The 26,606-nt window shown below is 45.4% G+C and carries 20 protein-coding genes; 2 read left to right on the top strand and 18 right to left on the bottom strand.

What is annotated here, in order from left to right; genetic code table 11:
- Positions 1–105: 105 nt before the first annotated feature.
- On the bottom strand, positions 106–813 hold the full coding sequence (locus AC58QT_RS26215; RefSeq protein WP_310224460.1) for a DNA alkylation repair protein: 708 nt from the start codon (positions 811–813) through the stop codon (positions 106–108).
- Positions 814–1,090: 277 nt separating this feature from the next.
- On the opposite strand from AC58QT_RS26215, the gene AC58QT_RS26210 reads away from it, so the two are divergent.
- Positions 1,091–2,662: a response regulator transcription factor gene (locus AC58QT_RS26210; RefSeq protein ID WP_497411586.1), complete on the top strand. Its 1,572-nt coding sequence runs from the start codon at positions 1,091–1,093 to the stop codon at positions 2,660–2,662.
- The gene (locus tag AC58QT_RS26205) at positions 2,659–4,491 is read left to right on the top strand and encodes a sensor histidine kinase (RefSeq protein ID WP_497411585.1); all 1,833 of its coding nucleotides are present in this window, start codon (positions 2,659–2,661) and stop codon (positions 4,489–4,491) included. Before AC58QT_RS26210 ends, AC58QT_RS26205 begins: the two co-directional genes overlap by 4 nt.
- Before the next feature lie 57 nt (positions 4,492–4,548).
- On the opposite strand, the gene AC58QT_RS26200 is transcribed toward AC58QT_RS26205, so the two are convergent.
- The 17 genes from AC58QT_RS26200 to AC58QT_RS26120 are packed head-to-tail and all read right to left on the bottom strand — an operon-like array spanning position 4,549 to position 26,603.
- The gene (locus AC58QT_RS26200) at positions 4,549–5,607 is read right to left on the bottom strand and encodes a glycoside hydrolase family 183 protein (RefSeq protein ID WP_497411584.1); all 1,059 of its coding nucleotides are present in this window, start codon (positions 5,605–5,607) and stop codon (positions 4,549–4,551) included.
- A 3-nt stretch (positions 5,608–5,610) separates the two neighbouring features.
- Positions 5,611–6,810, bottom strand: coding sequence for a Gfo/Idh/MocA family protein (locus tag AC58QT_RS26195; RefSeq protein ID WP_497411583.1), 1,200 nt, complete (start codon positions 6,808–6,810; stop codon positions 5,611–5,613).
- Positions 6,811–6,834: 24 nt separating this feature from the next.
- On the bottom strand, positions 6,835–7,827 hold the full coding sequence (locus AC58QT_RS26190) for a Gfo/Idh/MocA family protein (protein WP_497411582.1): 993 nt from the start codon (positions 7,825–7,827) through the stop codon (positions 6,835–6,837).
- A gap of 21 nt (positions 7,828–7,848) precedes the next feature.
- Positions 7,849–9,132 (bottom strand): Gfo/Idh/MocA family protein, encoded by a 1,284-nt coding sequence (locus AC58QT_RS26185; protein ID WP_497411581.1) that lies wholly within the window; start codon positions 9,130–9,132, stop codon positions 7,849–7,851.
- 24 nt (positions 9,133–9,156) lie between these two features.
- Positions 9,157–10,308 carry a mandelate racemase/muconate lactonizing enzyme family protein gene (locus AC58QT_RS26180; RefSeq protein ID WP_497411580.1) on the bottom strand — a complete coding sequence of 384 codons (1,152 nt, stop codon included), beginning with the start codon at positions 10,306–10,308 and terminating at the stop codon, positions 9,157–9,159.
- 16 nt (positions 10,309–10,324) lie between these two features.
- Positions 10,325–11,155: a sugar phosphate isomerase/epimerase family protein gene (locus AC58QT_RS26175; RefSeq protein ID WP_497411579.1), complete on the bottom strand. Its 831-nt coding sequence runs from the start codon at positions 11,153–11,155 to the stop codon at positions 10,325–10,327.
- 7 nt (positions 11,156–11,162) lie between these two features.
- Positions 11,163–12,053, bottom strand: a complete 891-nt coding sequence (locus AC58QT_RS26170; RefSeq protein WP_497411578.1) for a carbon-nitrogen hydrolase family protein — start codon at positions 12,051–12,053, stop codon at positions 11,163–11,165.
- Positions 12,054–12,078: 25 nt separating this feature from the next.
- Positions 12,079–13,023 carry an AEC family transporter gene (locus AC58QT_RS26165; RefSeq protein WP_497411577.1) on the bottom strand — a complete coding sequence of 315 codons (945 nt, stop codon included), beginning with the start codon at positions 13,021–13,023 and terminating at the stop codon, positions 12,079–12,081.
- Positions 12,990–14,012, bottom strand: coding sequence for a DUF4185 domain-containing protein (locus tag AC58QT_RS26160; RefSeq protein WP_497411576.1), 1,023 nt, complete (start codon positions 14,010–14,012; stop codon positions 12,990–12,992). The genes AC58QT_RS26165 and AC58QT_RS26160 overlap by 34 nt, the downstream gene beginning before the upstream one ends.
- Before the next feature lie 20 nt (positions 14,013–14,032).
- The gene (locus AC58QT_RS26155; RefSeq protein ID WP_497411575.1) at positions 14,033–14,734 is read right to left on the bottom strand and encodes a gamma-glutamyl-gamma-aminobutyrate hydrolase family protein; all 702 of its coding nucleotides are present in this window, start codon (positions 14,732–14,734) and stop codon (positions 14,033–14,035) included.
- Positions 14,735–14,766: 32 nt separating this feature from the next.
- On the bottom strand, positions 14,767–16,794 hold the full coding sequence (locus tag AC58QT_RS26150) for a serine hydrolase (protein ID WP_497411574.1): 2,028 nt from the start codon (positions 16,792–16,794) through the stop codon (positions 14,767–14,769).
- 4 nt (positions 16,795–16,798) lie between these two features.
- Positions 16,799–17,788 carry a hypothetical protein gene (locus AC58QT_RS26145; protein WP_497411573.1) on the bottom strand — a complete coding sequence of 330 codons (990 nt, stop codon included), beginning with the start codon at positions 17,786–17,788 and terminating at the stop codon, positions 16,799–16,801.
- Positions 17,789–17,827: 39 nt separating this feature from the next.
- Positions 17,828–19,309, bottom strand: a complete 1,482-nt coding sequence (locus AC58QT_RS26140; protein WP_497411572.1) for a sulfatase-like hydrolase/transferase — start codon at positions 19,307–19,309, stop codon at positions 17,828–17,830.
- Positions 19,306–20,553, bottom strand: coding sequence for a hypothetical protein (locus AC58QT_RS26135; protein WP_497411571.1), 1,248 nt, complete (start codon positions 20,551–20,553; stop codon positions 19,306–19,308). The genes AC58QT_RS26140 and AC58QT_RS26135 overlap by 4 nt, the downstream gene beginning before the upstream one ends.
- Before the next feature lie 12 nt (positions 20,554–20,565).
- The gene (locus tag AC58QT_RS26130; protein ID WP_497411570.1) at positions 20,566–22,665 is read right to left on the bottom strand and encodes an alpha-galactosidase; all 2,100 of its coding nucleotides are present in this window, start codon (positions 22,663–22,665) and stop codon (positions 20,566–20,568) included.
- Between the two features lie 57 nt (positions 22,666–22,722).
- On the bottom strand, positions 22,723–25,377 hold the full coding sequence (locus tag AC58QT_RS26125; RefSeq protein WP_497411637.1) for a dockerin type I domain-containing protein: 2,655 nt from the start codon (positions 25,375–25,377) through the stop codon (positions 22,723–22,725).
- 32 nt (positions 25,378–25,409) lie between these two features.
- Positions 25,410–26,603 carry a Gfo/Idh/MocA family protein gene (locus tag AC58QT_RS26120; RefSeq protein ID WP_497411569.1) on the bottom strand — a complete coding sequence of 398 codons (1,194 nt, stop codon included), beginning with the start codon at positions 26,601–26,603 and terminating at the stop codon, positions 25,410–25,412.
- Positions 26,604–26,606 lie beyond the last annotated feature (3 nt).

The following is a 26,606-nucleotide window of genomic DNA, read 5'->3' as shown; positions in this document are numbered from 1 at the left end:
TATCGTTTTGCAATAAAAAACAATCGTTTTTAAATATATTATTGTTGTTGATACACAAAAAACAGCCGAGTCCAGGATGGTCGGCTGCCCAATTGACAAGTATGTTTAGCATCTTACATGTTTGCGTTTAAAACCAAGTCGATCCTTCATTACGGCTTTTTGAATATTTTCGGCCGCGCTTATGAATTTACTCTGTTTTGTTCCTTTATTAACTTCTACGGGACCGACGGCCTTAGCGATCTCCACCGCTTTATCGTGCATGGGTATGTAAGACACCGCCACCGTGTAAATAAAATTATTCATCGCATACTGAGCCCGCACTGGAGCTTCATGTATCGTACTCTTCACTAGATCAAGCATGTTGGCAATTTTACTTTCGGAGAATTCGCTGTCTGGACGGTTCCCCAACAACCAACAGTAGCAGCTCCAGCCCGCCGACATTCTCAGTTCCTTGCTGCTAGCGATCCATTTATCCGCGACTTCTTGGGCAATATTCGCTTCTGACAAGGTGACGGCAACCACATAATCGGACAACATAAAGAAATAAGCGGTGTCCATCCAACGTTCATAATCTGCTTCCTTCATGGCATTGGGATCTGCGATAATTCCAGCAAAATACATGGCATCGTAGTTCCCTGTAGCATAGAGCTCATCAGCTAAAGCTTGATTGATTTTAGTTTTCTTAAAGATTGGCTTCATAGCGCCTGTCGCAACCCCAAAAAGCGGTTCATGCGCACCGTTAGACAGGTACATTTTCTTTGTACGTTCCTTACCGAGAGCTTCAAGCTCCTGCATCACGCTTTCTAGATTCATCGTTGAATACTTCCTTCTATTTTCGATTTTCATCTCAATTAACTCGTGGAGAAGTTTCAGGCTGTCTTCAAGCGGCTTCTACCTATATCTCTACCACATCAGGCCCAAAAAGTAAATAATTGGACTATCCTCCCATAGAAAACAGGCGCAAACTGGATGATTATCGGCGTAATGGTACAAATCCGTTATTTGGTCTACTTCATTGACAACGTTCTGTATGAAAGTATAAATTTAAGAGAAACCGTCTTGTAAATCGCTTTCAAAGGAGGAGAACTCCGTGTATCAGCTAATGATTGTAGATGATGAGGAACACATTAGAGAAGGATTAAGCGATTTAGTTGATTGGTCTTCTCTCGGATTTCAGCTTGTTGCTAAGCTGGAGGATGGTAAACAAGCTGTTGAATGGCTGCAGAAAACGGAGATCGATATCATCCTATCGGATGTGAAAATGACGCATGTTTCCGGGCTAGAACTCGCTAAATATGTGCATGAGAATCACAACAAAACCAAAATCGTGCTCATTAGTGGGTTTAAGGAATTTGATTATGTCAAACAAGCAATGAGTTACAATGTCATTCATTATTTATTAAAACCGACAAAGCTCAGCGATATAAGAACTGTATTTCAAGACGTGAAACTCCGATTGGACAAGGAAAAAGATGAGAACGAACAGGTATCCAAAGTCGTGAAGCATAAGAATGAATTGCTCCCTCTGATTCGAAAACACTTATTTCGTGATGTATCAACTGGTAAATTAACCGATCCTGCTGAGGTAGAAAAACTGCTTCGGCTAACCGAAGTTCATGTGAATACCCTCCATAATCAATGTGCATTAATCCGCATCTCCTTTGCAACTCCTGGCGTTTCCGCTGATTCAATCGAAAAAATGATTCGTCATGAAGGGTCTGGCATTATGTATGTCCCCATCTTCATGAATGCACAAGAACTTGATCTAGTTGCGCTAGAACTTCAATCTAACCCTGATGCCACATCCTTCCGAGCATCGATCACGTCGTATATGCAAACTGTCTTACAACGTATGCATACCTTATTAGGTGTTGAAGCACATACAAACATCGTGGGCCTGTTTGAGAATTTGCGCCAACTCATGAGCGACAGTGCTTTACATGTTAACAAAGAAGAAGATTGGTTCGAACGGGAAGTAACGGAAATGTCTTTGCGCAATACCCCTCAACTTGCGGAACAACGCAAACAATTTCTCGCCTATCTAGGCGCAGGCAATATCGCAGCAGTATCTGAGCAGTATGTTATCTTATTGGATACCGTACATCAAGGTAAATTACCCACTTATTATGTGAAGAACTTCTTAATTGAACTCTTCTCCTCTCTCAGCTTCAAATTGAATGAAATGGATTTGCCTATCGATAAAATAACGAACAAACCATTCTATTATGAAACCATTTTACGACTGAATAGTTACGATGAATTGCTTCAATGGGGACTCTCGGTTCTGAACGACATCAACGCCTACTTTCAAAAACATATGGCAACAGAACCTTCAGCCATCCAGAAAGCCAAGGATTATGTCAACCACTATTACAACAAAGATATCTCCTTAGAAAGTGCCGCTTCGCAAGTGTATTTAAGTCCAGACTATTTGGGTAGAATTTTCAAACAGTACACCGGAAGTAATTTTACTGATTTTGTGACGGAGACCCGTATCCAGAAAGCACTAGAATATTTGCAAGATCCACAATATAAAATCTATGAGATTGGTTCCAATGTAGGGTATAAGAATACGAAGTACTTTTTCAAAATATTTAAAAAGCAGACTGGTTATACGCCTACCGAATATCGACGTAAATCGATTAGCAAGGATAAACAATGAGAGATCCCTTAAGCTTATGGTTCATCTTGAAAAACTACCGATTTCAAAGTGTATTTATCAAAAACTTTCTGATTATTCTCGCGCTTGTCCTACTGCCAGTCACAGGGTTAAGTGTCGGAATTTACAATCTGTACAGTAAAACGGTGACGGAAGAAATCAGCTCTGCACACTTAAACTCCCTCTCTCGAATTCGAGATATGGTCGACATGCTCATGCGTGAGGTGGATGATTTCTCCGTACGATTTGCCTCCGACGATGTCGTTGGGCAATTGATGGAAAAGCGGAACGCCGGGACAACGACCTATGATACGAGTATCCTCACCGCCAAACTGTTTACGAAGCTCAATTACACCAACAATATTCAAGATTTTGTAGATTCCGTGTACTTATATTCCGAAAACAATCAGTCCATCTGGACGTCTGACTTAAGAAGATGGTCTTTGGATGAATTTATGGATCTGGGATGGCTGCCCAGCTATAATGAAAAGAAATTGACGTATAGAGACTGGTCGCTGGCTAGACAATCAAAGACCCATTATTCCGACACCAGCGAGCGTCAGCTGATGACATTAATTCGGATGGCCCCCTTGCTTCAGACCAAGACAGGCAGTGTTATTATGAATATTGATACCGCGAAGTTCATGAGTATCATTCATAACACGAACAATCATTACATCGATAACCTCTATATTATTGATGCCAATGGGATCATCGTGGGTCAGGATAATTTCGATTTGATCAACCATCCGATTTCAGAAATCATCCCGAATTCGAATATGATGGAAGGAAATCCGAATGAACCCGTCTTTTTTTACAATGAAGAATCCAAGCAGTCCATTTCTCATGTCAAATCTCAGTACAATAAATGGCGTTTTATTTCTGTCGTGCCTTTGAAGCTATATGAGGATAAAGCCAAGTACATTAGAAATTATTTATTCGTTTCTTCCCTATTCAGTATCGCGGTAGCCTTGATCTTGTCCTTAGTCGTCTCATGGCGCATGTTTATTCCGATTAAGCAGATTATGTCTGTCGTTAGTCGACCTGGCGACTGGTTGGAGGATTCGGAGCGAGCCAGCCCCATTCCATCCGTGAAAACGCATGTAAATGAGATTAAATATATTACCTCAAGTATCCTTAGCTCCTATGGAGAAAAGCAAGAACTGGAGAATGAACTTCGTTATCGTCTGTCTCTCCTTGATCGTGCGTATGCTGTTGCACTGCAATCGCAAATTAATCCTCACTTCCTGTACAACACACTTGAAACGATTAATTGGCAAGCCTTAAGACTAACCGGCGACGAAAATCCGGTGTCCGAAATGATTACCTCTCTTTCTCAGCTTCTGCGCTTCTCCTTAGAAGGTGAGGGTCATTTGGTAACGATTCGAGAGGAACTCGCGTACTGCATGCATTATCTCGACATTCAGAAAATAAGGTATCCTCGCAAATTTGAAGTGGTCGTGCAGGTGGATGAGAAGTTGAGTGATTACAAAATTCCAAGAATCACTCTCCAACCGCTGATTGAAAATTGCATCTATCATGGCATTAAACCCAAAGAAGGCGAAGGCAGAATTATAGTTACCGGCGCACTGGAGGGTGCTCACGCCGTCATTCGAATTGCAGATAACGGAATCGGAATCGATCCCGTTAAGCTGGAACAGATTAATGCTGAGTTAGCCAATAAGAATTGGATTACTGGGAATCATATTGGTGTTATGAATGTGAATCAACGGATTAAGCTGACCTTCGGTGAGCAATGTGGCTTACAAATGGTGAGCGAGCCTGGCGTTGGCACGGAGGTTACAGTGAAAATAACTGCGTTAGTCGGATAAATAGGTAAGGGGCAGAGCGAATAGGTTACATCGCTCTGCCCCTTATTTATTGCCATGCTATAGCTGTAATTCCGCTTTTCTCACACAGAAATTATCGTCGCCTGAGAAAACCAAATAGACAGTCTTGCCATCCGGACTCATCCATTTCGTTGGAAATTCTCCTCGTTCTCCTGGTCCCATATCCCATTGTTCTGTAAAATAAGCTGTCGTCCAGGGTCCCCATGGTTCCGGTGCATCATAAACCCCGAATCCGCCAGAGAAGCGAGTGTCTCCCCTATCCCTATGGCCAGGTGCGTTCGGAATGTGCTGCCACCACAAATACCTTTGTATGGCACGGTTATAGCTGATTCCTGATCTTAGGCAGGCATCCTGATGTTCGAACACCGCTCCGCGCTCCTCGATCTCTTTCGTCCAAACCGGTGATGCTTCATCTAATTCTTTGAAGAATTCATAGGCTTCCCTCTCGCCGATCCTCCCCTTCGGAACTCGCATAAGGATCATCCGATCTGAAGGTACATCGGCTTTGGGGTGATCATGAGTGACCGTGTAGACATAATCGTCCCTTGCATCACTGTAATTCTTCCCGTAATTGATAAAAGCGCATAAACCAAATGCTTCAAACTTCCAATCGCTGAAGTTCCAAGTCTGAGCATGGTCGGTAGACCAAGCTAACTGCGCCTGTCCCCCTTTCTCATCTGCGTGAAATAACCACGCATATAGGATGCCGTCGACCATGAGAACACCGCTGCCCTTTTTCCCTTGTCTGCCATATCCTTGGTTTTCGCCGGATCCAGAGCGAACATTAATCCCGTGAACATCCGGTGGATTCCCTGTTACATAAGCAAAGCCTAATCCTAGTTTCTCTTCGAGTACAGGGTCAAAGCCATATCCGTCACCATATAACGTATAGAGTTGATCATCGTCAGCCCATGTCACCGGCCAATTATCGCTCCCATCATACTTGACAGGATCTGTCATATATACGACTCCGATTGCCGTGCGAATCATGCTATCTGCGGGTTCCCACTCTAGGCCATGAATCACGCTGCTTTTCGGATACGGTGGTTTTCTGAGTACTCGTTCCTTTTCTGTCGTCATTTCTTCGTGGTTCTTCATCTGTCACCTCGATAATTGGATAGATTCTCCTGATTTGGCCCAATGATAACCTGCTTCTGCCGGCAAGATTGCCTGTTCATAACAATACGTCATTTGCTCCACAAGGCCTTCCACATAATGGCCCGTATCACTCTTCCAGAACCGCTCCCCACGCTTGACGATCGCTTCAGGGAAGTCCACGATCTCACGCATAGAGGCTTGAATGCCGCTTATACACATCGTTTGGGACATGGCTGCCTCAATGCCACATACGGGTACACCTTGCTCTGCCGCTGCCGCTATAGCCATCCTTAGCTTCGTATCCGGATATTGATTCGGATTCGCGTATTCTTTTATTTCTCCGCTATGAAAACGTGCCACAATGGGTGAACCTTTTTTGTGTTCTCCATCATCAAACGAAATGACAGCTTGCTCGAATTCGTAGCTGAACAAAGCTCCCTTGCTTTGATTCACGGCATGGGACCCGTAATACAACACTTCTACCCCATTCTCCGTATAGGCTCTCATTGCAGCGGTATCGAAATTGTCGATAAAATTCGCACGATACAGCTCTGCACGGATAACGGATGGAAATGCGCTCTCAGCGATACTCTCACCAAGGACATAGAACATGTTATGTAAGTAGTGCGCTGTGGCATTATTGGCTACACTATCCAAAATCATCGTTCCATTGGCGTCTTGTTTTTTGCCAGCCCAGCCCCTGGCGTAATAGGAATCTGTTCGAGGCCAAAGCACGAGCGTCTTGAGCCTTAAAGGCTTTCCGAATACGCCTGTCATGATATCTCGCTTTAGATCCTGTATGCCTTGACTATGACTCCACTGGTACCCAATCGCAACAAATTTCTGGGCTTGATCTCTCGCCTTCATCATCATGAAAGCTTCTTCCATCGTCGGACATAACGGTTTTTCAGATAACACGTTGCTCCCGTGTGACAAGGCTAGACAGGTTTGGGCACTATGAAATTGAATGGGCGAAGCGATAACGGCCAAGTCCGACGATGCAACCGCATAATACGCCTCAAGTGACGGATACATCGGTATCTTCAATTCACGTATTTTCTCATAATAATGACTTCTTTCAGGATAAGGGTCTACTACACCATTCAAGATATAGGGGTATTTGCCGCCGCCTTGTAACAAGGCATTCACATAAAAGCCGCCATATCCGCCTATGCCGACCAGCACTACGTTTACAGGTTTCATAGAACCACCTCTCTCCAGTGTTAGTTAGAAATAGACAACGCGTCCTTCATCAGCAGACATTCTTGCTCTCAGACATGCTTCTGTCACCGCAAACGATTGCTCAGCATGGATTAAACACTTGCCACGCCCTTGAACCTGCCCCAAGAAATCGGCAAAGATCGGCTGTGAAGGCAGCAATGGAGCTTCTTGAATACCTTCGGCATGTTCGTTGATTACATATACTTTGTTATGCATCACTTCGACCATGCCACGCGTACCTACGATCCGTATGCGATCATCCGCATGACTCGGAGCCTGCTTCGGTCTTAAATAGTCAATCGTGAGAGAAGCCATGACTTCATTCGTACATGTAAAATGACACATGGCAGTCGCTTCTAACTCACCATGCTGCTGATTGGCCCTCGTTGAATGCGACGCAAACACGGACAAAAATCGTTCACCACTCCATGAATAGAGCCAATCGATGGCATGACTTCCCACCCACGGAATCGTGCCTCCATAGGTTTCACGTCGCCTATATAACGCATCGCGCTCCCCTAAACGGTATGATTTTTGCGCATGAAGCAATCTAACCTCGCCTATGTTTCCTTCCTGAAGCAACTTTCCTACCGTAAGAAAGCAAGCAGTGTAACGAATGCCGAACATCGCCGCCAGCTGTGCGTTCGAGTTCTGATACGCCACTTTGAGATTGTCCAAATCTGTAAAGGTGGTAGCCACCGGTTTTTCCACAAAGACATGAATACCGCGATGTAAGGCTTCAATAGCAATCGAGGCATGATCATTAAAATGGCTTGCAATGGCTACGACATCTGGCTTCAGTGTATCTAACATCTCTACATAGTTTGCATAAAGCTCTGGTGTGTAACCGCACTGTATCGCACGACGATTTAGGCTATCCATGTCCTCTCCAAGCGAACCAGGAGCAATGCCTGCCAGATAGGCATCTGCTTGATCGCGTAATCCTTCGAACACATAACCTACATGGCCGGTTGCGCCTATGAGCCCTATTTTCAGCACGATACTCCTGCCTTTCTATGACTAAAATCGAACTAATGTATCCACGCTTACGAATTGACCCGTCTGCATGGACATATTGCCTGCAATGCCAGTCAGAATAGACATAGCACCATCTATATGCGTAGCCGCACGATTCAATCTGTCTTTCACTGGTTCCACAAAGATATCATGTAGTAAAGCCGGGTCTCCACCGCCATGACCGCCTACTCCTTCTTCATAATCAACCTTATACGCGTTTCCGAACATCGGATGAACAGTAATTGATCTTTCGCGCGATAATTCCTGTGCATGGGTTCCATCCGGATTGTTCAAGTGCTTCACAATCAGTTTGATTTCCATTCTCCCCTTCGTTCCGTTCAGGCTAACGACCAGCCCTTCCCAGGGGGTGTACGCGTTAAGCGAATAGGTCAGAATTGCGTTATTCTCGTAGCGAACGATGACTCCAAGCGTATCTTCTATGCTAATTCCATCGCCGAATACACTTTGATCGCGTTGATAACCATCTTCTTTCTCAGCGTCCAAATACATCGCTTTCAATGTGTCATTACCTGCGAGGTCTATGGCAAAAGGATCATTCAACGCTGCTTCGCTGCCGAAGGAACGTTGGTAGAATTGTTCCACGCCGCGATTTTCCGCGTTTTCTCTGCCGTAGAAACTCAAATCTCCCATTGCAGCCACTGACTTCGGCTTGGTCCCCAACCAGAAATTAACGAGGTCAAAGTGATGCGTAGATTTATGAACGAGCAAACCACCACTGTTTCGTTTATCCCGATGCCATCTGCGGAAATAATCGGCTCCATGCTTTATATCGAGCAGCCACTCAAAATTGACAGACTTAATGTCGCCAATTACGTCATCCAAAATGAGTTCACGCACCTTGCTGAACTGTGGGGAATACCGATAATTAAAGGCAACACGAAGCTGTTGTCCTGTCATTTTAACTGTATCCAAGATGGCTTGACACTTCTCAGCGTCCACGGTCATTGGCTTCTCAGAAACCACATCACAACCCATTTCCATGGCTTTGATGATATACGTATGATGAGTGCGATCAATAGATGTTACAAAAATAACATCTGGCTTCTCCGCTCGAACCATCTCTTCAAATTGACTCGGTTTATACGTAGGAACAGCAGGATGGTCGCATTCATTTACTAAGACACGATTGGTAAAATCCATGCGTGTTTGATTGATATCACAGATCGCGACCAGCTCTACGTTAGATTTAAATTCAGTTACCATCGCTGTGTAGAAGAACTTTGCTCGTATTCCGCATCCGACTAAGGCATACCGCTTCTTTGACATGGTGGGTAATCTCTCCTTTAAATGTTATTTCGATATTTTAATAATTCCAAGCGATTTCACGAGTAATTCACGCAGCTTGTCAACTTCAGGTTCAACACCTAATCCTGGTGCAGTTGGAACCTGCGCGACACTTCCGCGGATATCAAGCCCTTTCACCAGCATATCTTGAAGAAGCTCTGGACCATTTAATTCAGCAGGAAGCGCAAGCTCAAGCGTACTGAACATATGAATGGATGCAGCGAAGGCCACGCCACAATCCGTCAAACCACTGCCTAACAATTCGATGCCGTTCGCTTTAGCGACTGCAGCTGTTTCCATACATTTGCGAATGCCAGCTGATTTGCAAATTTTAAGAACAACCATATCCGCAGCTTCCATCCCAATCACTTTTGCCAAATCCATGGCTGAGAAACTGCCTTCATCAATGGCAATTGGTAATCGGCTTCGTCGGCGTATGGCTGTCATCCCGGACCAATCCGAGCTTTTAACCGGTTGTTCTACACAAACGACAGATGGAAATCCTCGGATAGCCTCCAAGAGCTGAACCATCGTACTCGGCGTATACGATTGGTTGGCATCCAGCCAGAGTGGTTTATTTCCTGCTACTTTGAGTATGGCTTGCAGACGTTTAAGATCCCCTCTGACATCACCGGATATTTTGATCTTATACGCCGAATAATGACTGGATTCTCGCGCTTGCTCGGCCATGACCTCAGGCAGGTTCACGCCAATCGCTGAACAAAGCGGAACTTCTGTGGTAATCGCACCACCGAGAAGGGCATGTAAGGGCAATCCGGCCATTTTGCCTGCCAAATCGTGAAAAGCCATGTCGATGGCAGCTCTGGCAAAGGGCATGCCATTCGATACGGATACGCTAAGTGCCTCTTCGGCTCGTTTATGGAATACGTTTACCTCATAGGGGGATAAGCCGATCGCTAAGGGAGCTAGATGATGCTGGATGACAGCAACCATCGTTTCAATCGTCTCATAGCTCCATCTCGGCTCGGCTCGTTGCTCCCCCCAACCAACCAGTCCGTCATTCGTTTCCATCCTCACAAAGAGAACGGGCTTACCCGCGTCATTCGTCTTGTTGGTGGCCCCGTTACCAAGCGTAAACACTCTACGGTAGGGGACGAGCACCGGATATAATTCAATATTGGCGATAATGGAACGCATCCAATCTCTCCTCCCTTCATGTGCAAACGAGTGATTTTACATAAGCTATATCTGCGGCAATATGATCGTCAACATGTAATTCGTCGCTATATTCGGCTGTTAAACAAAGGACACCTTTGTAATCCCTTTGAAGTAAATGATCGATAACTGATGGCCACGAAGCCATGCCTTGACGTGCAGTGCTCCAGTAAGGTTCCCATTGGGCTTGCTCCGCTTCATTCCCGTTCACTCTTTGGTAGTAACCATTTTTCAGATTCACCATGCATAAATACGGTGCGACGACATCCAGACTCAACTCGTGTCGCTCTCCCGTTAAGGCATCATGCGCTGCATCCCAAATCGCGCCAAAGCAATTCGGATCTAGCCCATCTAGAATGCGATGCAGAGCGAAGGCATTTTTGATACGGGTGCGTCCAATATGCTGCTGAATGCCAACTTTTACCCGGTATCGTTGACATAGCACTTGGAGCTTCTCCAGCTCGGACTTGATCCTTTTTTCAGATGCCCAGTAACCTTCTTTGAAATCAACATCAACCATGATCCGAATGAGGGGGATGCCTGACTCCGCACAAGCTGCAAAAATGGCTTCCTCGGTCGTACTCGCGATACTATAAATGTGAAGACCATACGCTTTTAATTTGCTGCTTAATCGTGGCAACTCTTTCTCAACTTGTTCAGGCTGCACTTGAAAGCCCTCTCGGACAGGAAATTCAATGCCATCAAAGCCTAATGATTGAACTTTTGCCGCGAGATTATCTATCGATACTGATTTCCATGGCTTGGTAAAGACTGAAAAAGCAAACCGAGATGGTTGATTCAGGTGATCCGTGTTTTCCAATTGTCCCAAGCAAGAATCACTCCTCTTTATTAAAAAATTCAATCTCTTCCCAATTCATTTGCGGAACATCTTCTAATAAAGGTTGATAGGCTTCCATACGACGCAGCTTAAGCAACATTTGTTTAATATCCTCACATGAACCTTTTACTGCTCTCGTATTCGTCATAATCTTCGTACTCAAATCGATTTCAACGACTTGATACGTCCCCTCATACTCTACTTTGGCGATAATCTCGCCGGTTGGCGAAACCATCCCCGTAAACGAAGTACCCGGATCAGCATGCAAATGACAAGTGGCGACATAGACAGAATTGTCAATCGCTCTTGCTCTTAATTTGATCTCCCACTGCGGATTCAAGGTATCTCCAAACAAGGGAAATAGGATCAATTCAGCTCCCCGTAAGGCCAATATGCGTGCGGATTCTGGAAAATAATTGTCAAAGCAGATCATGATGCCAACCTTACCGAAGTCAAGGTCAAACACAGGGAAATCACGCCCATACGTTAGCACCTTGGTCTCACCGCGGGTCAGATGCACCTTCCGATACCTGCCAATTTCTACGCCATTTCGGTCTAACACATAGGAGACGTTATAAACATTCTCCTGCTCATCGATTTCATAATCCCAGGGAACAACGTAAGCATTATACTTTCGGGCCAGCTGACTGCAGCGCTGTTTATAGGTTTCTGAATACGTTTTGGACAACTCTCCTCTTGGAATATGACGCCGAGCCAAACGATATTGATATGCCTCTGGCATGAATACAAGATCGGCGCCATCCTTGAGACATTGCTCTGCTAGCTGCAGCAGCTCATCCAAGCACCCCTCTACCGTAACACTCTCGTCATACCGTGGCTTCACTTGAATGAGACCAATTTTGGCTCTTCTTCTTGGGGTATCCGTCATTGTTCTCAGCTCCTAAATGATTGATTTACGCTAATGCAAAGATGGTGAAAGTAACTGTCAACATGCTGGCAACTGTAGAGAATAACACGGCATGTGCGGAGAAATAAGCCTCATTATCGTATTCCAGTGCGATTAAGGCACAAATTAAGGAAGTTGGCGCCGCACAAGATAGCACTAAAGCGCTCGCAATATCTCCGTAGAAGCCCATTAATTTGACAAGTCCATATCCGATCATCGGACCTGCCAGCAGCCGAAGTGTAGCTGAGATAAGGACATCATGATACCGAATGTTCAGGTTCAACGAGGAGAGCTGAACACCTAATGTAATGAGTGCCAACGCAATAGTTGCGCCTGACATATATTCCAGCGGTAGATACAGGGGCTCTGGAATGGTGAACTGCGTTAATCGAATGACAACCGCTGCAAGCACCGCATAGATACCGGGGTATAAAATAATGGTTTTGATCGCAAAGTTAAACTCACCTTTATGCGCATTCGCGTTATAGATGCCATAAGTGCCCGGCAGCAGATTTTGAATCACCGATACAATAACTTGAACAGCTAAGGTAACCGGATTTCCTGCGAACACCAGTTGATTAAGCGGTATCATATAATTACCACTATTATAAAATAGGATCGTATTCCGCATGGCTCCCCGCATGGGCGCATCGTAGCGACGTATTCGAATCACAACTTCCGCCAAAACAGCTGATACAACAGCAAACAATAGACTGAACAAGGCAACTTTCAGTACGAGTTCCCAGCTTATTGACACTTTGAGCAGCAGTATAAACATAAAGATAGGCATAAACAAGTTAAATACTAGCTTGGATAAAGAAGCTGCATGAATCGTGTATTTTCTTCCCATCACAAAGCCAGTTGCAATAATTAAGCCAATGGGAACCACATTCGACAATAAAATATGTAAAAAATAACTCAGATGATGAAGCCTCCCTCGATAGAATTCCAAGCATCATTATATTCTCTCCCCGAGAATACCATGACGAATTCCCAACCGTCGTTGTCCCACCATTTTGGAGAGAAGCTCAAGTAAGAAACTAATTTGCACTCCCAGTCTTCCGGAACAAAGCAATCCGAATAATAGATCGTTTTCCATGATCCCCACGGTTCGTCTGCTTCATAAATGCCCCATCCATAGTTTCTTGCTGTATGCTGCGTAACGAGGAGATATTTCTGCAGAGCAGGATTATACACCGCGTTTACCCGCATAACCCCATTCGCATCGTAAAAGACGGGTCTGCGCTGTTCGCCGTCATGCGTCCATCTGGCAGTTCCACCGTACTCATTTCCAGCAAAAAACTCGTAATGCGCCTGAGAAGTGATTTTATCCTTGGGGACTCGGATTAATGAGATTTCGCCGGGAATTTGCAATTCCCAGACCAGACTTTTTACTTCCGGTGCATACATATAGACATAGTTGTCTCTAGCTCCCTGATAATTCTGGCCAAACTGCAAAAAGGTCGGAACGAAAAACCCTCTAGATCGGTTAAACGAATTGATATTAAACTCTACGCCTGTATCTTCCCAGCTAGCTCCATGATCTTCCGATTTGTATAGCTTCTGAAATTCATAGCAGTCACTAGACGCCGCTCCACTCCTCCACATGTAGAAGATACCATCTATACAAATGATCCCCCATGATTTACCTTCGAAGGTTGCAGGATGCTCTGCATCTTTTCCACCCCATACATTACATGCTTTGTAATCTTTGCGATCCCCTTCGATTCGCGCGATACCCATACTTGCACGCCCAATTTCATTCGTACCTCCGAAGCCGCCGCCATCTCCAAATACGGTATATTGGTGACCATCATCCGCCCAAGTTAAGGGCCAATTATCACTGCCAGGAGCCAGACGAATGCGACTAGACCAATCAAAGGTGATACCTTTAATGAATTTACTTCTGGGATACGGCGGGTATAATGTGTTCGCAGACATCTCTTCCAACCTCCTGATCTCTATTTAGGGCTGCATGCATGAACAAATGCTTGAAAGATATCGTTTGCTGCTTCGTTAGTTCCAGCTAAGTTTTCCGGATGCCACTGCACCCCGAGCACGAACCGATGTATCATACTTTCCATCCCCTCGATAATGCCGTCAGCAGCCGTAGCATTCACTCGAAAGTCAGGTGCCGTCCGCTTTACCGCTTGGTGGTGAAAGCTGTTTACACGAATGTGAGTTGAACCGATAATCCGTTCCAATAACGATCCTGTTTCGATGTGGATCTGGTGGGACAAGTGAGCTCTCGGTGCTTGCTGTCTGTGCTGTAAACACACAGCTTGAGCTCGTTCAATGTCTTGAATTAATGTTCCCCCTGCGACAGCATTCAACAACTGCAAGCCACGACATATGGCTAGAATCGGTTTATCCGATTTCAGAAAACGTTCTGTTAATCGGCTCTCGAGCACATCGCGTTCCGGTGTTATGGCACCTAAGCCTGGCGCAGGCTCTTCGCCGTATAGGAACGGATCAATATCCTCTCCACCGCTTAGCATGAGTCCATCTGCCATTTCGCAAATCTGATCCAACATATCTTGTGAAGCCATATAGGGCATAACGAACGGAATACCGCCAGCCTCTATAATTGCATTGGAATAATCTTTATGAAGAAATGTATGACCATTATCGAAAGTCGAAGTAACCACAATAATAGGTTTCATGTACAACAACCCCCAGTTGACAATTACGCTAGTTAATCAATCAATTCCAACGTCATGGAACGAACGCACATCGCATCATAATCAATCGATTTGAAGCGTCTGCCTGAGAAGACTAAATGCAGTTGAGTCCCGTCTTTACTTATCCATTTTGTAGGAAACCGGTACGCATGAGTCTTACCCAGTCCCCAGTATTCTGTAAAATAAACCGTGCTCCATGGCCCATAAGGCGTTGGTGAATCGAATATCCCCCATCCACCTTCGTGATTACAGGCGGATACTAGCCAATATCTTTGAGTCGCTGCGTGGTAGATTGCTTCAAGCCTGTGACAGTGATTAGGAAACGTGAATACCGGCTTCATCTCTGAGATAAGAGGAGTCCATATAGGCGTTCCTGAATCATCGATACCTTTAAAATATTCATATTCCGCTAGATGTTTGAGTTGATACCGATTTACTCGTGCTAGAACAATATGGTCATATTCCTCATAGGCACTAGTCCCGTGCGGGGAATAAATGTATACGTAATCGTCTGGTGCTCCTGCATAGTTTTGTCCGTAGTTGACGAAAGTTGGACAACCAAAGCTAGTTTCAAACTTGAATCCCCACTCCCATGTACGCCCCATGTCTGCGGACCATGCCATTTGTGAATTGCCTGCATTCCTGGCGAGCATATACATCACGCCGTCCACCATGAGTAACCCGCTAGCTTTTTCACCTGAAGGACCGTCGCCTTCCCGCTCTCCTGTTTCGGTCCGTAAGTTAACACCCTCAAAAGATTGTGGCGTACCTAAAATCTCGGCAAAGCCTAAACTTAGCTTTTTCTCCGTATGTGGAAGGAATCCATATCCATCCCCATAGGAGGTATAGAGCCCGCCATCATTCGCCCATGTACACGGCCAATTATCGCTGTCTTCACCACTGATTCTAATTCGATCTGCCGGTTCGAAGGTAACATGACGCACCTTTTCACTAGCTGGAAAAGGACTTTGATGCACCAGCATAGCTTGAATTGGATCGCAGATATACGTCTTAATTTCGCCCCAAATCGATGCATTCTTGTCCTCTATCATCCGATTTCCTAGCCGAACAACAATCAACTCAAGACTTGGAATAACCATCATTACTTGATGTCCAGCACCTGCTCCAAGAAACATACAATCCGGAATGTTAGGAAAGATCGCGCAATGATTAGAGAAGCCGCAAATAGATGAAGTTAATAAATCACCTTGTGGGAAACCTTCTTGCGTAATGGAATGGAAATTGGCTGCCATCATTGGTTTTAACACATGAGCGTTAAGTAAGGTTTGGTCTCCCCATTGACCTTTCTGCAGATAGAGGCGGGCAATTTGCAAAATGGCACGAGGCGAAAATTCACCGCCGCCCCATGTTCCATAGACGTCCAAGCCATTGTATTGAAAGGGCTTATTGTAACCGATATGCCATTCCGAATCTGGAATGCCGAGGGGATTAAAGATTTTTTCCTGCAATAATGCTTGGATATTTGGATAAGGTGACTGCTGCAAGCTAACTGTAATGGCATAAGAAAGGGCACCGAATCCTGGGTTACTGTACAGAAACTTCGTTCCCGGGGGGTGCATCATTTGCGCCTTTTCAAGCGAACAAGTAATCGGATCCAAAGCAGAAGGACTAGGATCTTTCTGCCAAAACATGCGTTTCCACCCCGATAACTCCGTATCAAGTGCCGATGTGTCCTCTAACCCTGAGGTATGCGTAGCTAAATGCCGAATCGTGATCTTCGATTTCAATGGATCCCTTTGCCAACTTGGAATGTAAGTACAAGCAAGATCCTGATAGGCGATGTACCCCTCCGTTACAGCAACGGCTAACGCTAGCCCCCCGACGATCGTCTTGGCAAGCGAGGCTGTGTAATGCGGAATTTCCGGGCCATAATCATCGGAATAACATTCCTTAATGAGTTTATTATTGCGCATGATAAGTAATGCTTTGGTGTTCATTTTCATTAATTGATTGGCGTAACTATCGATCAACTGCGTATTCATTCCTTGATGATGGGGTTCATCGTACTCAAAAGTAATCATAAGCTTAGGCCTCCACATTCTTTGCAAGAAGTCGCTTCAATGTCGTTTCAATCGCCGAGGATTGCGCTTTTACTTGAATCTCTACCGGATATTGAGCGCGATTCGTAATAACTTCGGTACTGATCCGACTCATACGTTTGTGAATCTCGCGGAAGTTTCTACGGAAATACTCCGCTTGGATATCTGTGTATGGTGTGCTGATAGGGGCTTTCGCTGCAAACCCGTTGTCCAGCCAGTCTTGTGTTATTTCAGCTGCCCAAGCTAGATTCTCATCACCATGCGGACTTACGACCAGATCAGGGAGCGGCATGAAAATTTGACACGTCGATCCTGAGTCTTGTTCCCCCTGACCAAGAAACATCATTTGATGCAAATCAAGCCAATACTCATACTGATATTGGTCATCCATTTGATAAAATAGTTTGAAATAGGAGGAGAGCTGACTGCGATTGGGCTCCACATAACGGAATTCATCGATAGGTTCATAGACAATACCAATCGGATTGGGCGCATTTTCATCTCGACGATCCCACAGGTCCACGCGCTTCCATCGCTCGCCAGGATTGTCAGGGTCTTCTCCGAAAATCAGGCATTGGAATTGCTTAGGCGTGTACTTCGTTCCATCGTAATAAAGCTCAGGTGAGTTCGCGCGACCGAATGGGTTGCCATCCGGGTTAAAGGTAATAATGGTATTCGCCAAAACTTGCTCACGGTCGAATTGACAAGGGTTACCGAGTAAATCTTTCCCGGTAAGAAGCTGTTCGATGACATCTACCATTCCGGCCGTGGTACCCGGTTCATGTGCATGGGGCTGGGAGATGTACAACGCCTTTTTCTTCGTGCGAGGTACTGAAAAATCCGAAATCGTGATGGCATACACCTTGTGCCCGCTGTAAGCAATCAAATGATCCAACACCATATTAGATCCTGCTAAGGTCTCCCATTCCTTTATTTTCTGCTCCAACTGTTCCGCTTTTGCAATGAATGGAATCAAAGTGATCTCTCCTGTCCGATAGACAAATAATTAACGTCATTAATGAATTCCTCTTGGGTTAAAATCTTGCACAAGATCTGCTTTTTCTTTTACGTTCAACAACCGCTTCGTTCCTCGCGATATCAATTGCCCATTCTGTACTGCGGGATCAGACTCTCTAGCGCTCAACATACGCGCCAGCTCATCTCTCCATTGCTGCAATTGCTCCTCGTTCAAGTTCGTTAGATCATGCATTTCCAGTGGATCCGTATAAAGATCGAAGAGCAGCTCATGTCCATCTTCTTCATACCATATGTATTTCCAATGCCCATTCGTTACCATCAGTGTCCGTTGACCGATGTGGCCAAATTCCCCCAATAGACAATGCCGAACAGAAGCTTCCTCCGGCTCTGCGACAAGCGGCAATAAGCTTCTCCCATCCAAGCCATCTACCTCCGCGATTCCTGCAATGGCTAGACATGTCGGCATAATATCTTGAAGTCCAACTGGTGAACGATTAGTACGTCCAGATACCCAAGACTCGTCTCGGATTGTGCTTTTAGATGGCGGTACAATGATTAAGGGAATTTGACATGCGCCTCGCGTAAAATTAGCCTTAAACCAAAGCTTATGATCTCCCATATTATCCCCGTGATCGGAAGTGAAAATGATCCAGGTATTGTCAAGGATGCCTGCTTCGCGCAAAGTTCCGATGATTCGATTGATCGCACGATCAACCTGTGTAATGGACGCATAAAACCCACGATAAGCTAAATCGGCTTGTTTATCCGTCAATAGCTCCCCGCAATACCGCTCAATCGTTCGTTGTTCGTATAAAGAGTGCCGCTCCACCCAATCTCCACTAACGGGCTTGGGCATCTCATCTCTCTCATACAGATATAAATCGCGCATTAGCGGCGTTAGTGGCGGGTGCGGTGCTGTAAAGGATGCCCACAAAAATAAAGGCCGCGTCCAGTCCCTCCGCTTGATCGTCTTGCAGCTTTGATCTGCAATCCACTCCGTCGGATGCAAATGATCAGGCAAATGCCACGGGGACATGGCATATTCATTATTGGCTATCCCGTGTGCAAAGGCTTGACCTGGGTAACCTTGCTCCGCCAACCAAAGCTCATAATCGTCGTAGCCCCGTTTCTCCGCTGTTTTGGCACCAAACAATCGCCCTTCTTCACACAAGAGCATACTGTCGAACCCATAATGGCAGCGCTCTGGATAGACATGCATCTTGCCAACGAGTCGTGTTTCATACCCCGCGTCTCCCAGTGCTTTCGGCAAAGTTGTCTCCGTAGGCAACTTGAAACCTTCTACATACGTGGTTATTCCCATGCTGTGTCCTTCCAGCCCCGTCATGAGACTAGCCCTAGCTGGAATACAGATTGGCGTTGCCGAATAGGCTTGCTCGAACCGTATACCGCGTCTGGATAAAATATCAAGATGCGGCGTTTGGATAATCGGATTGCCGGCACACCCCATCAAATCAGCACGCATTTGATCTGTTGTAATGAGTACGATATGTGGCTTCATGACTTCCATGGCCCCCTAATCTCTTCAGCTAAGCTACTCAAATCAGCGATTAAAATTTGCCTCTTCCCTTCTGGCGTACCATTAAAACAGACATATTTGAAATCATTACGCCACACTGGGTGCGGATCACAACGTAATTCTGCAGGTATAGACGTACCTCCAAGCGTCCAAATCCAACAAATGGCTTCTTCTTCGCCCGTACTCGTTCGAATTAATCGGATAGGAACCTGATGAGCTTCATTGGTAAAAGGTTCCCCGGTATAAGCATCCGTCACAATATAGCTACCATGATGAGAAAAGCTGGGATGTCCGCCGCCTCGTACCTGTGGGGCTATGATTTGAAATTTCTCTCCTGCGCTGTCAAACTGACAGAACCGCAGCTCTTTCAAATTGATATTCATGAGAATATCTTTTCCGTTGGGATGCCAATCAGGGTGATGAGAACCTTCCAACCACATTTCATATGGGAGCGCGATCTTAGCATCGCTCCCATCAGGAGCCATCGTGATGATGAACTTCTTTTGCGGCTGTCCATGATCGAATAAACATCGTACTACTTGCATAATTCGATCTTGTTGACGGTTAATTTTCGTATGGAAAAAGGTAAATCTTGCACCTTCGAATGGCTTCTTATTCGGTAATAGCTCATAAGCTTGCTGTAAGCTGAAAAGCAATCGCTTCGTATTGCTCTCCACATCTACCAGCCATAGGCCCTCATCATGAGGTGCTCCGATTGGCGGTGTACAATCACAGTCAACTGGCATCGTCGCACCATAACCATTTTGTGAGGCATTAATTAGCGAGAGAGATGGACTCAATAAATAGGAGCCATCTGGTGCAATCTGATAAACCGGACCCGCCATCCTTCTTGTAGTTCCTCTGTTTAGCGAATACTCTACGGCAAATACATCACAGCCCTCTTTATCGTTAAAATAAAGAAGATTGTCACTGCCCCAACAGAGATGCGCGCCAACCTGCATTCCCCAGCCCTTCGTGTCGGCAATTTCCGTTATCGTTTGTTCCCCCAAATGAATAATACAAACCGTCGCCGCATCATCAGGTCCAGGCAAGCGGTCTTGAAAAGGCAGTTTCAAACAAGCTAATAAGTTGCCTGATGGGCTCCAAGGGCTTACGTCGAAGAACGTATGAATGTAATAACCATCTTCAGGCGTAACGATCGTTATCGGATATGCCGTATGGCCAGCTGCATAAGGTCTGAACTTCACTTTGTTTGTTACTCTCATTCCCTTCACCCCTTACTGCATTTTCTGAAATACGACAAGCTCGCTGTCAAAATCTCCCTTTAGCTCAAGCTGAACGCCGGTGGCCATTAACGAAGCACCGCTGCGTTCCAGCTTCAATGACTCGCAACTGTAAACTGCTTGCGGGTTCAAGCCTTTCAATCGGATTGGATACACGGAATGAACAAATCGCATCGAATGTCTAAAGGCAAATAAGACAACTTGGTTCCTGTCTTGGTTTACATATTGAACGGCAGCCGTACCCTCCTGTGAGTTTGTGGGCATAAGTCTGTATAAATCTCCCTCTTGAACAGTTCCCCGAATGTTTTTGTATTGCGCAATGTAACTTCGGCATTCTGCAAATTCGGCCTCAGTAAGCTTCGACAAATCCAAGCTGATACCAAGAGATCCCATCATAGCGACGTGGAACCGATAGCGAATCGATGTCGATCTGGGACGAATTCGCGCTGCCGGAGCTACCCAACACATCATCGCTTTCGGCGTGTAGCCGTAGGAGTATCCCTCTTGTATGGATAATCTGTCGAAGCCGTCCGTATCGTCACTCGTCCAGAATTGCTCAACATATTTCATCATGCCTAAATCAACCCGGCCACCGCCACTCGCACAGGCTTCAAACATAACCTGAGGATGCCTGGCTCGTAAGGTTTCTATAATGCCGTACAGCCCTTGCACATATCTGACCCACACTTCTTTGTGATGCTCCCTAGGTGCGTCATGCCATCCAGGCTCACTGATATAGCGATTCATATCCCATTTCACATAGGAAATATCATAAGTAGCCAATAAATTGTCTAGACGGCTAATCAGGTGTTCTCTTACATCATCTCTAGCTAAATTTAGCGTATATTCCTTGTTCAAATGCGTGCGTTCCCGATTGGGGAAATGGAAGATCCAATCGGGATGATCACGATATACGTCACTGTCAGGACCTACATTTTCCGGTTCCACCCACAGCCCGAATTTCATGCCTAAAGACTTTACGTGATCAATTAATGGCGTTAATCCGTCTGGGAATTTACTGGGATCTGCTACCCAATCGCCAAGTTTAGAACGACTCGTGCGACTCGGCCCAAACCAACCGTCATCCATAACGAACATTTCTGTCCCCATCGCCGCTGCCTTATCCGCTAATAACTTCTGACTATCCACGGAAATGTCAAAATGAGTTGAATACCATGAGTTATACATGACTGGCCGAATTTGATCCGCTTGGCGAAGAAGGTACTTCTCTTGGTAACGGTGCATATTGCGGCTCGCTTGCCCGTAACCATGTTTCGTATATCCAGCTACGCAGACAGGCGAACTGAATGACTCACCTGACCCAAGCGTCCATGCGAAATCAAAATCATTCAACCCTGCTGTGATTTGAAGGGATTGTCTCATATAGCGTTCTGCTACGAGTTTCCAATTTCCGCTATAGGCAATCGCCCCGAAGTATACGTCACCGTGTTCCTCTGCAGCATCACCGAAGTCCACCGCGAACCACGGATTGTACAAATGCCCAGATAATCCGCATCGACTTTCCAATACTTTCTTGCCTTCTTGTAAAAACTCACGACGAACCTGGAATTCTCCGCCCCAATGCCCTGTCAAATAGGTAAACTGATATTGCAGATGGACTGGTAAATGCCATACCGCTCCCATCACTTGTTCCAGCGTAACGGATTCATGGCTTGCATTTATAATTTCAACATGTCGTTCGATGAGATCCTGTTCAGCAATGAGATTGTAATGAAGCAAAACATGAAGCTGCTGCGAATCTACTAATCGAATCGTAAGCAGCTTATGATTGGTTATTTGATAACTATCATAAATAAGGCAAAGATCACGACTGTGATCAGCGAAAGTTATTTTTAAGCCAGGCTCTGTGAATCGCAACCCACCCCAAGGCATAATTTCATCTTTGGATGAATCCGTATGGGAAGTTCCGATCCAATGCTGACCACCATTTTCATGCTCATAATCGAATAATTGCTGTTTCTCACCCCAGTAGCGGTGCAGCAATTGTCCTTTGGGAGTTACTTGAATGACATAATCAGATTCTTTCGTTGAAAGGATCCACAATTTCTGTTGTTCCAGATACTGTATGGACATGCTGTTGAGCCTCCATTAGTTGGGAGGATAGGTAGTAGCACCTATCCCCCCCTGATGTCAATCTCGAAACATTTTAATCGCTACGAGACTTATATCTTTCGCATCAATGGTTAGATCTCCATTCACATCAGACGCTTTCATCGACTCCCAATTCGGGCTATTGCTGTTTTTATGCAAATGGGAAATGACGATGAGTAAGTCGGCTATATTAATCTTACCGTCCGCGTTCACGTCTTCCCGCTGGCGAGGGATGATTTTAGCCTTGAAAGCATCAACCGCAGTTTGCAGCGCAACTTTGGCAGTATCTACCTGCGCTTGCGTTGCACTTCCATTCGAAGCCGTGACTTGCGCAGCCTGTATGGCTGCATAAAGAATCTCCTTCGCACCTTGCGGATATTGGCCTGGCTTCGTTCCAACAACGGCAGCATCGTGCACGGTTTGCGCGTTTGAGATCGTTGCGACGAGTCCTGTTGGATCAACAACGGCCACATTAAAGTAGCTTTCAGCAGCAACGCCTGCAGCCCCATCGTATACAGAAGCAGTTACCGTATACTGACCATTTGAAAATGGTACATTCGCTACATCTAACATCCAAGTACCCAAATCCGGATGATACGAAGCGTATACGTTAAAGCTGACCGATTGGCTTTGGTCAAATGCCATCGAAGATGGATTTAAGTATTTGTTTGAAGCATTTTGAAGAATAGAGATGTAAATGCCTGTAATTGCTTGATTTTTCGTGTCGGAATCGCTAGCTGTTCCAGCTATTACGGTTGGCTTTTCAGCAAGTGTTGAGCCCGCCAGAGGATTCGTAATAGCAGCTTGTGCATTGCCTACAACTGGTCTACTTTTCACGACAGGAATGTATTGCAGATTCGTTGAGTTACCGTTTTTACCTAGTGTTACTGTGGAGCCAGCCAAATAAGTCTTCTTGTATAAATCAAATGGCAGTGTCTCATTAATGATGAAAGCTTCTCCCGTAGCTACATAGCCAGCATCTAGGAACCACTGCGGCTTAGCTGTCAATCTACGGTCATAAGCGACATACACATCTGCATCGACAAGAACTTTGTACGTGGCTAACGGATCATTGCCTAAGTACGCTTTCGAGTTGGCTGCTGTCATAATCCAGTTACTGCCCGCTACAGTCTGCGGCACATAATTAAATTTAAATGCCCTGTCACTATAGGTCAGGTTTCCGGTCTGCAAGTTGGTCATGATGGACCACGTACTTGCTCCCGTTGCAGTCGGATTGACGACAAGTTCGGAAATAATCTGAGGATACTCTTCCTGTCCTTGTTCGTCTTCAGGTTCGCCTTCCGCAGGATCAATTAGCGGTGGTTGAGAACCTCTTCCCTCGACGAAAGCGGCATAAGATTCCAACCACTCTTCTAGATTCGTGTAACCGTCCCCGTCAGCGTCAGCGCTTGGGTTTTTGGGAAGGACCAGCTTTCTCTGATTTGCTGCAACGACTGGCCAGCCGCCGGCTTCCGCCATTGAGTTGACGATCATTCCTGTTCCATTTCGTGCTTGGTTAATGATTCTTGTTTCATAAGGCAAACGATCGGCTGGTCTAGCGCCAGCTTGGTTGAGCACCCAATCCATCACTTCACCAACAGGTTTGGCAACGAGACCATCTACCCATGTTGGTGCTTCTGTGGCTTGCAACTGAGCTTGGGTGAGCGTTGAGCTATTTTGAATCAGATCCCACTGTGTACCCACTGTAAAAGAATGATTCTGTACGCGATTATCGGATAGATAGATTTTACCGCCAGAGGCGAATCCAGCATTGATTTCAATCGGTTTCTTCCCTACAGCCCAAGATGCCAATGAAGGTCCGTTCTTGAAAACATTGCCGACAAGACTGTTTCTAGTCTCAATATTTTTCTGTGCATCAAAACGGTTAAATGAATTGATTCTGTCATAAAACACATTGTTTACTTCAACGTATTCGCTCGCCATAACATAGGGGATGCGGCCTTCAGCGTGGCTTAGCAAACTGCCGATCAACGCGACTTTGGAATCCGGTTGATTATCAAATATAGGGCCAAATCCATGTGGCGCAGCGACTGTTGCCCCTTCATCGATATGAATGGAGTTATTTAATGGCTCGGCACCGATGACATTGCGGAACGTTACATTCCCATAGGGACCCCAAGTTCCGAATATTTCGTCAACTGACCATGTGAACGTGCTATGATCAACCACAATATTGTCTGGCCTTCCAGTTGGAATGCCAATGGACAGCGCATCTCGATTCGTTGGTGTTACCGCATAGGGCTCGTCACCTGGTGCCGCTCGGATATGCTGAATGAGTACATCATGGGTGTAAATACGAATATTAGCTCCTTTTAAGAAAATACCTGGCGAAGGTGCCGTTTGACCCGCAATAGTAAGATAGGGATCAATAATATCCAAAAAGTTATTCACGATAATCGTACCCGAGACTTCAAACACCACGACCCTTGGTCCGGATTGGCTAATGGCGTATCGCAACGTTCCTGGTACATTTTTATCCTCGAGGCTCGTTACCTTATAAACCTTACCACCGCGCCCTGCTGGCGTATCCATCCCATAACCTGAAGCACCTGGAATAACTGGCTGAGCATACACGGAACTTGAAATGAAGAATAGGAGGAAGCCAAAAAAAATACTGATAAGTAGTCTTGTACTTGTTTTCACGATGTTAGGCGCAGCCAATCTCGTTACCATGTCCAATCCAATCACTCCTATCGTAAATTCAGCTATAAATCCCAATTAATATTTTGGAATGTACCTGTTTGTGCAGATTCCTTCGCTTTGAGGCACATCAACGCGCTTAGAAGCCCATCCTCCAGCGTACTAACTGATTTTTCTTGTCCCTTCATCACATTCACAAAATTTTTAACAAGTGCAGTATCCCCACCGAAATGATCGTTGCCCAAATCTAAATCATGCGTCTCCACACGTGGCGTGTGGTGCATGTATACCTTTAATTGACTTTTATAAAAGTCGAACTCCACGGTGCCTTTGTAACCCATAAATCGAGCTCCTCGGTAACCAGCCTTATTACGGACAAAAAAGTTTTGAGAATAGGTAACATGCATACCACTTTCGTAACGAACAATGGCACTGCCTGAGTCCTCATTCCCTGTATCTTCAGCGAAAGCACAAAACGCCCATTTCTCACGCTTTGGACTTTTGAAGAATGCCGTACTCTCTTCACAAGTCCTATTCTCCTCGCAATCGACACACTTCAATCCTGCAGGCTTACTTCCTTTAAAAATCTGCTTCGAAGTCATTGCGCACACGCTGACAGGTAACTGCCCTGTGACATAATTGATATAGTCCAAATCATGCGTAGCCTTCTGCAGAAACAATCCCCCTGTTTCATTCTCGTCTCGGTACCAATTGTGATAGTAGACGGAACCGTACGGGGTATTATTTATCGCTTGCACGTGCTCGACTGTGCCGATTTTCCCAGAATCAATGATCTCTTTAGCTAATCTAGCTAGTCTGGATACGCGTAGCGGAAAAGAAACAACGACTTCCGAAGTGGAGTTGTCACTTCCTTTTTTTAATAAATGAACATCATCCAGTGTTGTAGAGACCGGTTTCTCTAAATATAAGGGTATACCGGATGGTAAAACTTTCAGCGCCATTTGCGTATGCAGGGAGCATCGAGTTCCGATTAAAAGACCATCAGGACGCTCATTCCTTAGCATCTCTTCAACCGTTTCATAATAATGAACATCCGTAAGATGGTTATTTTCTTCTTTAATAAACTCATTTCGAACGTCAACAATTGTAGTTACTTGACATTCCGGATGATGCTCTTGCATGACCTTGATCACATTGCGAATCCTCGAACCATAGCCGATAACACCTAACTTCAACATCTTGGTTCCCCCTATGACTGACTTCTTCAAATCACATAGCCGGGAGGAGTACCGTTTCATGAC

Source organism: Paenibacillus sp. J31R109, from assembly GCF_059692055.1.
The sequence above is the reverse complement of the archived record's forward strand: the minus strand, read 5'-3'. Positions and strand labels throughout refer to the sequence as shown.

Coding starts and splice junctions, on each gene's coding strand:
- AC58QT_RS26215 (WP_310224460.1), bottom strand. CDS start 813: ATGAATCTAGAAAGCGTGATGCAGGAGCTTGAAGCTCTCGGTAAGGAA.
- AC58QT_RS26205 (WP_497411585.1), top strand. CDS start 2,659: ATGAGAGATCCCTTAAGCTTATGGTTCATCTTGAAAAACTACCGATTT.
- AC58QT_RS26200 (WP_497411584.1), bottom strand. CDS start 5,607: ATGAAGAACCACGAAGAAATGACGACAGAAAAGGAACGAGTACTCAGA.
- AC58QT_RS26195 (WP_497411583.1), bottom strand. CDS start 6,810: ATGAAACCTGTAAACGTAGTGCTGGTCGGCATAGGCGGATATGGCGGC.
- AC58QT_RS26185 (WP_497411581.1), bottom strand. CDS start 9,132: ATGTCAAAGAAGCGGTATGCCTTAGTCGGATGCGGAATACGAGCAAAG.
- AC58QT_RS26180 (WP_497411580.1), bottom strand. CDS start 10,308: ATGCGTTCCATTATCGCCAATATTGAATTATATCCGGTGCTCGTCCCC.
- AC58QT_RS26170 (WP_497411578.1), bottom strand. CDS start 12,053: ATGACGGATACCCCAAGAAGAAGAGCCAAAATTGGTCTCATTCAAGTG.
- AC58QT_RS26160 (WP_497411576.1), bottom strand. CDS start 14,012: ATGTCTGCGAACACATTATACCCGCCGTATCCCAGAAGTAAATTCATT.
- AC58QT_RS26155 (WP_497411575.1), bottom strand. CDS start 14,734: ATGAAACCTATTATTGTGGTTACTTCGACTTTCGATAATGGTCATACA.
- AC58QT_RS26150 (WP_497411574.1), bottom strand. CDS start 16,794: ATGATTACTTTTGAGTACGATGAACCCCATCATCAAGGAATGAATACG.
- AC58QT_RS26140 (WP_497411572.1), bottom strand. CDS start 19,309: ATGAAGCCACATATCGTACTCATTACAACAGATCAAATGCGTGCTGAT.
- AC58QT_RS26135 (WP_497411571.1), bottom strand. CDS start 20,553: ATGAGAGTAACAAACAAAGTGAAGTTCAGACCTTATGCAGCTGGCCAT.
- AC58QT_RS26130 (WP_497411570.1), bottom strand. CDS start 22,665: ATGTCCATACAGTATCTGGAACAACAGAAATTGTGGATCCTTTCAACG.
- AC58QT_RS26125 (WP_497411637.1), bottom strand. CDS start 25,377: ATGGTAACGAGATTGGCTGCGCCTAACATCGTGAAAACAAGTACAAGA.
- AC58QT_RS26120 (WP_497411569.1), bottom strand. CDS start 26,603: ATGAAACGGTACTCCTCCCGGCTATGTGATTTGAAGAAGTCAGTCATA.